The organism is Marisediminitalea alba, assembly GCF_002993365.1.
Taxonomy (GTDB): domain Bacteria; phylum Pseudomonadota; class Gammaproteobacteria; order Enterobacterales; family Alteromonadaceae; genus Alteromonas; species Alteromonas alba.
On record NZ_PVNP01000195.1, the window covers coordinates 1 to 9,930 of the forward strand.

Annotated in this window: 7 protein-coding genes and 2 pseudogenes; 4 read left to right on the top strand and 5 right to left on the bottom strand. The window is 41.5% G+C overall.

Going from position 1 to position 9,930, the window contains the following annotated elements; translation table 11 throughout:
* From C6Y40_RS19250 to C6Y40_RS19270, 5 genes and pseudogenes are all read right to left on the bottom strand, one after another.
* On the bottom strand, positions 1-798 hold a 798-nt coding region (locus C6Y40_RS19250; protein WP_146129531.1), incomplete at its 3' end, for an IS1634 family transposase.
* 191 nt (positions 799-989) lie between these two features.
* The gene (locus C6Y40_RS19255) at positions 990-2,099 is read right to left on the bottom strand and encodes a hypothetical protein (protein WP_105936032.1); all 1,110 of its coding nucleotides are present in this window, start codon (positions 2,097-2,099) and stop codon (positions 990-992) included.
* A gap of 55 nt (positions 2,100-2,154) precedes the next feature.
* Complete coding sequence (locus tag C6Y40_RS19260) at positions 2,155-3,663, bottom strand: hypothetical protein (protein WP_105936033.1); 1,509 nt, start codon at positions 3,661-3,663, stop codon at positions 2,155-2,157.
* 54 nt (positions 3,664-3,717) lie between these two features.
* Positions 3,718-6,444 carry a glycosyltransferase gene (locus C6Y40_RS19265; protein ID WP_105936034.1) on the bottom strand — a complete coding sequence of 909 codons (2,727 nt, stop codon included), beginning with the start codon at positions 6,442-6,444 and terminating at the stop codon, positions 3,718-3,720.
* A gap of 144 nt (positions 6,445-6,588) precedes the next feature.
* Positions 6,589-6,843 (bottom strand): annotated as a pseudogene (locus tag C6Y40_RS19270) (transposase domain-containing protein); the annotation flags it as partial.
* A 78-nt stretch (positions 6,844-6,921) separates the two neighbouring features.
* On the opposite strand from C6Y40_RS19270, the gene tnpA reads away from it, so the two are divergent.
* From tnpA to C6Y40_RS19290, 4 genes and pseudogenes are all read left to right on the top strand, one after another.
* Positions 6,922-7,242, top strand: coding sequence for an IS66 family insertion sequence element accessory protein TnpA (tnpA, locus tag C6Y40_RS19275; protein WP_105936035.1), 321 nt, complete (start codon positions 6,922-6,924; stop codon positions 7,240-7,242).
* The gene (gene tnpB / locus C6Y40_RS19280; protein WP_105936036.1) at positions 7,239-7,589 is read left to right on the top strand and encodes an IS66 family insertion sequence element accessory protein TnpB; all 351 of its coding nucleotides are present in this window, start codon (positions 7,239-7,241) and stop codon (positions 7,587-7,589) included. Before tnpA ends, tnpB begins: the two co-directional genes overlap by 4 nt.
* Positions 7,590-7,675: 86 nt before the next feature.
* Positions 7,676-9,046 (top strand): annotated as a pseudogene (tnpC, locus tag C6Y40_RS19285) (IS66 family transposase); the annotation flags it as partial.
* Between the two features lie 86 nt (positions 9,047-9,132).
* On the top strand, positions 9,133-9,930 hold a 798-nt coding region (locus C6Y40_RS19290; RefSeq protein ID WP_146129613.1), incomplete at its 3' end, for an IS1634 family transposase.

The window sequence follows — 9,930 nt, forward strand, 5'->3', positions numbered from 1 at the left end:
GGCTTCCGTCACGTTGCTTACGTGCTGCCTGGCGTCTTTGATGGTCATGGGGACTCGTGAGATAAACAATTGGTTCTGTGTTGCCAGGGCAGTGATAGATTCTTCGGTATAAAGCGCCGCATCGGCAACAAAATATCGGCATTGTTGTGCGGCCTTTAAACACTGAATATGGTGACGGGTGACTTCTGCAAAAGCTTTCTGGTCATTCGTATTGCCACTTAAAGCCTGCATATAGACAGGGATACCGGCTTGATTTTCACAAATCAGCTCCAGTATCACCTGGTTTAATTCTGGCCGGTGGTCCCGGCTGTAACCTTTAACCAGTTCAATGCGTTTAGTCTCGCTATCTTGTTCATCAACAGCGTATTCACCATCGACATGAAAACTGGTGATATCCAGGTGCACAGCGTTACTGGCTAACCCCAGCGTGTCGACCACTCGCTCAGCCATGACTTGATATAGCGACGACACGTCTGCTTCATAGAGGGCATCAAGACACCGACCAAGTACATCATCATTCAGGTGCTTGGCCTGTACACCCGGACCAATCAGGCGTTCAGTGGGTTTGTCAGCGAAAAAATCTGCAAACATGTGTAGGGTGCGGCTGTGAAAACCCAAACCATTGAGAAGCATGGCGACAAAGGCTTCTCCATGAGTCACCTTATGCTCATTGTTTTTTGGGATAACCGCGTCAATCATCTTAGCGATACCAAGCTCCCGACACATACCGGATACTAAACCAAGATGGTCCATGCGTTTGATAGTTAACCCTGATAGGGAGGTAGTAGAAATTGCCATTTTGCTGCACCCAAAGATGAGTAATAGATCAAAATAGGGGATCGGTGTCAAGAAAAATAAATCAGTTAATTAGGTGCGGAATGACGGTTTTAAACCTTCAAAAAATAGAAGACTTCTTTGATCACTCATTATAAAACTCACTTACAAAATCAAAACAGGAATAAAACAGAGTTAGCGAGATCAAAATTAAGTTATTCCTTAGCCCTATAGAGCTCAACTTGTTCAGAAGGACCTAAATTCTTAATCTCTGGATTATCCGAATAAAAATAGAATAGCTTTTCAATTAATTGCTTTGACTCCGTAACGTTTGAAAAATATTCAGAACTTAAATCTTTACACCTACTCAATTTTGAATTAAGACTCATTAGCTTTGAAGCATACCAATTTTCGACCATATCAAAACTCGGAAAATAATTTTCCGTTAGACTCGCGACAAAACTCCAATCGTTCTCAAAATAGTTCATACAATTTTCAGCTACTAAAATTTCCCCAGCTACAAACTCCGAATCTTCTATATTACCCAGAGCAGCAAATGGAGCGCTTATGTTCTGATAGCAGAAATACACAAATCGGCGATGGTCCCACTCTATATTGTCATGCCAAAGAAAATCGAAATGTATTCGCATGTTTCTAAGAAATGATACTTGATAAGAAGAAAGTGAAACGTTCTCTTTTTTTTCGCTTCCCAAAGAGGGTTTTTGCTCTGCATTTACATAGGCCAAGAAATTCTGAATAATATTACCGTTATATTGCTCTTTGAAGGTTTCTGTACACATAAAGTGTATGTTTATATTCAAAGGTGTCGCAATGTCAGTCCATTGACGATGTAAATTTTCAAAATGTAAAAATCTAGCGTGCTTTCTTGCTAACAACCAAAAATCGGAGAGCCCCGCATGAATAAAAGCTTCTCGAATCTGTTGTTTATAAGAGCCTACAAATAAAGAAAAATGAGGCCTTATTGTAAATAGAACTTCGATTTCATCAAAGTAACGTTTGACTGTCTTAAGCAAAAGCTCTATCTGAGTAAGGTTGAGAGTGCAGATTTCTTCAGATGATAAAACCGCGTATTTATATCCATCGGACTCCTTTTTTAACTTTAAAAGCTCATCTTCGATGATTGTAGCTTCTCGGCTCTTTACTAGCATGGCTAGCTTATGATGCGCGCTTACATCGTGCAGAAAGGAACCAGAATAAACTAAATTACAAGAGTTTTTTAAATTTTCTTTGTTTCGATGCAGAAATGACTGTAAAGATGTCGTACCGGTCTTAGCCAATCCTGCATGAATTATAAGCTTAGTCATAAATTACCATTATTTTCAATTATAAAAATCAAGTCATATACAAGTTTTTTATAAATTAACTTTTTAGATACTCATTTTGTAATTCGACTAACCTTTTTGCAATAGGATATAAATTGCCTGAGCTATCAGCAAAGCCTTGAGAAAAAGAACGACCAAAGACACTTATTTCATTAATGGTCATACCATTTTGCAAATTGAGCTCTACATTACTTATTCTGCCACTTTCAGGAATTTTTATTTCTTCAGAAAAATTCCCATTAGGAATTTCAAAAGATTTAGTGAAATCTTCATTTATACTTACAGTAACTTTGGCACTACTATTACTGAAACCTTCAATAAAAACAAACCTTTCTCCTTCATCTAAAGCCAAGTGTGGAATTGCCTGTGAAATTTTGCACTGAGATTTTAGAATTAACTTATTTTTATCACAGGAATAGCTCCCATCGATTACCCAACCCTCGTCATACCTTTCAAAAACAGGGTTGTGGGCTATATTTTTTCTCCAGTCTCGTAGGCCCCAAATGGCATATCCTGAACTGAATTTACTTAAAGTCTCGAAAACTTTTTCTGCATACTCGTCATCATGCTCTACATCGATACTTCCCCAATTTGCATATGTATCGTCAAAAAAGTTTAGTTGGTCAATAAATGGTAACTTTTGACCCAAGCGTCTCATCGGGGCGTAACGCTCTAATAAACTTTTTAAATGATAGTTTGCCTGAGTTGTATTCATTACATTAGATGGCTTAGTACCTATATTTGAATGGTAGTAAATTACTGGTAGTGTGGATTTATAAAAATTAGTATTCCAGTTGTGGTATGAGATTGTCTTCCCATCCTTAATCCATTCAGGGTCAACGCGGTATTCATATTCTACATTTGGAAATGACATGGCCGACATATCTAATATTTTTCTCATTATTACGTTGTCGTAATAATGTGTAAAAAATGAATAAAGACCAGAATCACTACTCAATAGATTTTTATAGTCGCTTGTATCTAAATTAATGTCACCTAATAGAGATAGCACTTTTAATTCATTAATGTATTCAAGAAAACCGCTTCCTTGTAAAAATGGTAGTAAATCATGGTCATTTTTTACATTGGGATAATGCCTATATATTGGCCAATAGAAATCTTCCCAGCTTATAAACGCTAGTGAAAATGATTTATATTGTTTTACCTGCTGATACAGAGCTTTTAAAAACCAACACCATTGCTTCTTTATTTCGTAATCATAAGGAAGCTTCATGAAGCGTTCGTAAGTAAACATATTGGATGGAGTTGAATCCCATAAATATCCAATTCGAAGTATTACTTTCAGTTCTTTTTCATCAGCTACTGTGAAAATTTTCTTCAACCTAGCTAGATATTCTTTATCTAATTCAGCTTTATAAATATTAGTCTGGAAACACGACCAAGGTATTAAAAGCACTACATTATCAAACCCTAATGATTTAACTTCATCTAGATCACTTTCTATCTCTTCGCTAACTATAGTTGACCACATATTTATCGGAGAGCCTTTACCAAAAATATGTGTACCTATTCTTATTTTATTCATTCAACTGGCCTATTAGTGCTTGTGAGCGGTTTGGTCATGACAATTAATTATAGTTCATCCGATATATCTCGAAGAAAATAACCCTACTGAAGCGGCTATATTTCTAAAATTCTTCAACCCATTTTCAAAAGAGAAGTTTGTTTCTACTAAACTTAATTGGTTCTCGGAATATTTATTCCACAGATTTTGGTCATCATAAAGAGCAGTAATACCATTCACCCACTCTTGAGGAGACAAGGCAATACATGTACTTATACCATGCGTTAGCCCGGTGCCTTCTGCGGCTACATCGGTTAGCACTGTTGGCAAGCCATATGCCATAGACTCTAGCACTTTACCTTTTATACCAGCGCCTGACAGTAGTGGGGCTACGAATACTCTATGATTGTGGAATACATCGTCTAGGTGTTCGGCAAAGCCTACCATTTCTATGTTATCGCATGCTAATTCCTTCATGTCGTCTGGCATGTTGCTGCCATACACATACAGTTTTATATCTGGGCGCTTTTTGGCAAGTAGGGGCATAATGTCTTTCGCTAAAAATTCAACGCATTCAATGTTTGGGGTGTGGTTAAAGCCGCCTAAAAACACAATGCCATCGCGTTTGTTAAATTCTGGGCCGGGTGTTTTGGGCTCTAAAACCCAAGGTGTTATATGCAGTTTATCCGCTTCTAATATATGGCTTGTAATAACGGCATGCTCAGTGGCGTTGTAAGTAAGTATAGCGTCTACACTATTGCATACGCGTAATTCACGTACACGTGTTTCCAGTGCATCAGTAAGTCTTTCTTCATCTTTTCCACCTTGCAGAGCAGCACGCATTTCTCTTAGAAAATGAAGATCTGCGTTGTTAAATATTACCTTTTTATTTTTCGCTTTAATCTTAGGTAAATAAGCCTCTGCAACGTAGTAGCGAGTTATATACACTGCGTCCATTTCATCTAGCCGACGCTCAAGTACATCATCCATTGAGGTATAAAACGGTGCGTATAGCACCTCTACGCCCATTTTCTGAAGCGACGTTGTATACTTACCAAAGTGTGCCAAGTTTTCAGGAACAAACGTTACTTTAAAACCAAGCGCTAGCATTAACTTAATTTCTTGAATGGCCGCATAACTTCCCGCGTCTTTATTCGGTTGCGGGCTTGCGTAGTCTATTACAAGGATTCGTTGGTCTATGTTGCGGTCTTTTTCAATTTTTAAATTTTCTAGGCTTGCTTTGCCATTATGTTTGAAGGCCTTAAACCATTTGTTGCGGAAGGTTTTCTCATTAACAACTTGATAGCGTTTTAAGCCTTTGGTTACGTCTGTACCGTGGCTTTGCCCCTCAAAGTGCACTACCTCAGAGGTAGGCACATACACGGTTTTATAACCGGCATCGCGCACTTTAAAGGCCAAATCGGTATCTTCGTAATAACATGGCACGAGTTCTTCACTAAAGCGGCCAACTTCTTCCCATACTGTTTTGGGAATACACATAGCTGCGCCAGAAACGTAATCGACTTCACGGGCATAGTTAAATTCTGGCTGAAGCGGGTTCGCGTCGCGGCCCACATTCCACGGTTGCCCGTTACCCCATACAATACCGCCAGCTTCTTGCATAGAGCCGTCGAGGTTAAGAAGTTTAGAGCCTGTTAGTCCAACCGCTTTATCTTCATTGTGCTTTTCAATAAGCTCGTCAATCCAAAACGAAGACACTTCAGTGTCGTTGTTTAAGAATATGATGTAGTTGCCCTTAGCCAATTCAGTCGCTCGGTTACAGCTTCTTAAAAAGCGCAAGTTTTCAGGGTTTCTAGAAATAACTACATTTTCGATAATGTCTTCAGCGTTGGCTGTGTCGTCTGTTGAACAATCGTCGGCTAATATCACTTCGTAACTGGTTTTGTTATAAGCTAGTAACACAGATGCTATGCAATGATAAGTAAGCTCAAACTTGTTGTATGCCGGCACGATAATAGATACTTCAGGCTTGTCGTATTTGGGTAACGAAAATGCGAGGAATTTTTTTCTGCCCTCGTAACCTTCAACCATAACTTGGTGGGCAGTCATTACCGATTTCATGTCTACTTTAGATGCATTATTTACAATGCTCTCTAGCTGGTAATTGAGAGACTCGTAGCGGCTGTCGGCTTGCCTAGGTAAGCTCATAAAGCCAGGCTTTTTATGGCTTTCTTTTAAGTACATCCACGGAGTTAGAATGGGCTTAAGCGTAAAGTACGCACCGCCGAGTTTTTGTGCCACGCCTTTAATAGAAATTTCAAGTAAATGATTTTGGTTATCAAGTATTTTGGCGGGTAGCCAAACGTGGTCTTGCATGCTTTTATTTTGCGAATTAATAGTATGTTCGCAAACAACTTCGCCGTCGCAAGAAATTTCTAACGTTTTTTCTTGTAATGGCGCATTAGATGAGACAGCGAAAAGGAACTGATTTCCGATAACATTTTGCGCTTCTGCCCAAAACGAAGGTTCCAAAATACCTATGTTAAACTCGTTGGTTTCTACAGGTGCATCAGACTCAAGTTCTCGTATTTCTATACTAGCATTGTCTTCTAATGCAGTAGTGTCAACTTCAAGTTTAAAGCCGTGTAGCCCGTCGTTAATGTTCGCTTGCCTTAAATCAGGCCTTAAAGTTTCCGCTATGCCTGAACCAATAAGTTTGCTGTTGCAATATATAGCAATTGAAATACTTGCTTTCGAATTTAAGTCGGCTGCCCAGCCTCTTAAAATCCCACCGTCTAATGCGTCGATACCGCCTACTAATCTCATGCTACTAGCATCCATCAAACATCTTTCCTTCGTCAAAAAATGGAGTTTTTAGTTTTTACCGTCGTATTCTCTAAGTTTGGTTTACTAGGGTCAAGCACACTAGTGCGATTTTGCTTATTTAAATACTTTTAATAAGTAAGCGATCAATATAGACCCGGATCACCCCATTTTATCTAAGTCGCTCGTTAATTTTTTGTCCGCGAATTTCTCTTTCCAGACTCTTGGCGTCAGGTCGAGTACATCCTTGGCCGGATGCAGTGCTACGCGTTGCAAGACATCCACGAGGTAATGGTAGGGATTGACGCCTTGCAGGCGGCAAGTCACCATCAGGCTTTGTAGTATACCCAGTTGCTCAGCCCCAAGTTCAGACCAGCAGAACAAATAGTTTTTTCTGCCCATGGGGATTACCCGCAGTGTGAGCGTCCGGTAATCCCCACATTCAATTCATAAGTTAGCTACGGCATGGTGTTCTCTTTACTAAGGAGAATGACCATGCCGCAATATCAACGAAGAGAAGTGCAAGACTGGCTCAACTTATTCGAGCAGCAAAAGCAAAGCGGACTCACTGCGGTAGAGTTTTGTCGTCAGCAGCAGATTAACGTTCAAACTTACTATACCCGACGTCGCGATATTCGGCTTCAACGAACAAGCAGCAAGTTTGTTCAGGTGAAACGTGAAGTCACGAAGGTTGAATCCTACACTGAAGAAATGGGTGGCGAACTTCTCTTGCAACTTGGAAATGCCCAACTTACCGTGCCAACCAATATTAACCCTCACTGGGTTGCTACTGTGATGAAGGCATTGGCCGAATGAAGATGTTCGTAGAGCCTGCCGACATTTACCTGTACATGGATATCGTCGACTTCCGCAAATCGATTAATGGCTTAATTGTCGTGGTTGAGCAGGATATGAAACTGAATCCGTTTCGCGATGCGCTGTTCGTCTTCTGCAACAAAAAGCGCGATAAGGACAAAATACTCTATTGGGATAAAACGGGCTTCGCACTCTGGTATAAACGCCTCGAAAAACATCGCTTTAAATGGCCTGTCGATGCGAACTTAAAACAGATGCATATGAGTGAACAGCAGCTACAATGGCTGTTATCGGGCTACGATGTCATAGGGCATCAGCCGTTGCACTACAACGCATCCGGCTTATAACCTGTGATCATAAGTAGCGATTAACGATCACGAAATAGTCTTAATAATGTAAGGTAATCAGCAGCTTAATACGGGATAATAGCGGTATGAACGAGAAAGAATACCAATCCCGCATCGCTGAACTTGAAGCGCTTCTTGAAGAGAAGAGCGCGCGGATTGCCTATTTAGAAGAACAGTTCCGTGTTGCCCAGCACAAGCAGTTCGGAAAAAGCACCGAAGGCCACTCTGGGCAAGGTGAGTTGTTCAATGAAGCGGAAGAACTGGTTGTTGAAACTGAAACAGCTGAAGAAGCGATTAGCTACACTCGTAAAAAGCCTGTACGTAAACCGCTACCGAAAGACCTGCCTCGCGAAGTTATTGTTCACGATATCAGCGATGAAGATAAAGTCTGTGACTGTTGTGCCAGTGAGTTACATCGCATAGGTGAAGATAAGTCAGAGAAGCTTCAGTTTATCCCTGCTCAGGTAAAAGTGATTGAGCATGTTCGCCCTAAATATGCGTGCCGTACCTGTGAAAAGGACGGTATCAGCAACACGATTAAACAAGCGCCCGTACCTCACAGCGTGATTCCAAAAGGCTACGCAACGCCAAGCTTGTTAAGTCAAATCATCACCAGCAAATATCAGTATGGGTTACCGCTTTATCGCCAAGAATCTATGTTCAAACAACATGGTATCGAATTAAGCCGTAAGACGATGGCGGACTGGATAATCCGCTGCACTGAGCTGTTTAAACCGCTTTATGGGCAGCTTCATCAACACCTGTTAAAGCAACCTGTTATCGCGGCGGATGAAACCACGCTAAAAGTGGTTGAGTCTGAAAAAGCGAACAGCTATATGTGGTTGTACGCCAGTGGCGCTGATTCACCTAGCGGTAATATCCCCGATACAGCGACATCCAATATCGTGTTGTACGATTATCACAATAGTCGCGCTGGGCAATGCGCAGTAGACTTCCTTAATGGCTATAACGGCTACTTACAAGTGGATGGCTATCAAGGCTACGAGCAAACGCAAGCGACCCTTATCGGTTGCTGGGCACATGCACGTCGTAAGTTCATGGAAGCCAAAAAAGGTGCGGGTAAGAAAGGCAGCGGAAAAGCAGATTGGGCACTCAATCATATCCAAAAGCTCTACCGCATCGAAACGCAGCTAAACGATAAAACGGTCGAAGTGCGCTACCTTACCAGACAAGAAAAGAGCCTACCGTTGCTCAATCAGCTTCACGCATGGCTAATGAAATCAGTTCAACAAGTGTTACCGAAAACCAAATTAGGCGAAGCGATACAATACTGCTTGAACCAATGGGAAAAGCTTGTACGTTATACACTCGACGGCCAACTAAAGATTGATAATAATCGCGCTGAGCGCGCGATTAAACCGTTCGTGATAGGCAGAAAAAACTGGCTATTTAGTCAAACCGCCACGGGCGCAAACGCCAGCGCAATGCTCTACAGCCGTCATTCCGCACCTAATTAACTGATTTATTTTTCTTGACACCGATCCCCCATTTTGATCTATTACTCATCTTTGGGTGCAGCAAAATGGCTATTTCTACTTCCTCCCTATCAGGGTTAACTATCAAACGCATGGACCATCTTGGTTTAGTATCCGGTATGTGTCGGGAGCTTGGTATCGCTAAGATGATTGACGCGGTTATCCCAAAAAACAATGAGCATAAGGTGACTCATGGAGAAGCCTTTGTCGCCATGCTTCTCAATGGTTTGGGTTTTCACAGCCGCACCCTACACATGTTTGCAGATTTTTTCGCTGACAAACCCACTGAACGCCTGATTGGTCCGGGTGTACAGGCCAAGCACCTGAATGATGATGTACTTGGTCGGTGTCTTGATGCCCTCTATGAAGCAGACGTGTCGTCGCTATATCAAGTCATGGCTGAGCGAGTGGTCGACACGCTGGGGTTAGCCAGTAACGCTGTGCACCTGGATATCACCAGTTTTCATGTCGATGGTGAATACGCTGTTGATGAACAAGATAGCGAGACTAAACGCATTGAACTGGTTAAAGGTTACAGCCGGGACCACCGGCCAGAATTAAACCAGGTGATACTGGAGCTGATTTGTGAAAATCAAGCCGGTATCCCTGTCTATATGCAGGCTTTAAGTGGCAATACGAATGACCAGAAAGCTTTTGCAGAAGTCACCCGTCACCATATTCAGTGTTTAAAGGCCGCACAACAATGCCGATATTTTGTTGCCGATGCGGCGCTTTATACCGAAGAATCTATCACTGCCCTGGCAACACAGAACCAATTGTTTATCTCACGAGTCCCCATGACCATCAAAGACGCCAGGCAGCACGTAAGCAACGTGACGGAAGCC

Coding starts and splice junctions, on each gene's coding strand:
- C6Y40_RS19255 (WP_105936032.1), bottom strand. CDS start 2,099: ATGACTAAGCTTATAATTCATGCAGGATTGGCTAAGACCGGTACGACA.
- C6Y40_RS19260 (WP_105936033.1), bottom strand. CDS start 3,663: ATGAATAAAATAAGAATAGGTACACATATTTTTGGTAAAGGCTCTCCG.
- C6Y40_RS19265 (WP_105936034.1), bottom strand. CDS start 6,444: ATGGATGCTAGTAGCATGAGATTAGTAGGCGGTATCGACGCATTAGAC.
- tnpA (WP_105936035.1), top strand. CDS start 6,922: ATGCCGCAATATCAACGAAGAGAAGTGCAAGACTGGCTCAACTTATTC.
- tnpB (WP_105936036.1), top strand. CDS start 7,239: ATGAAGATGTTCGTAGAGCCTGCCGACATTTACCTGTACATGGATATC.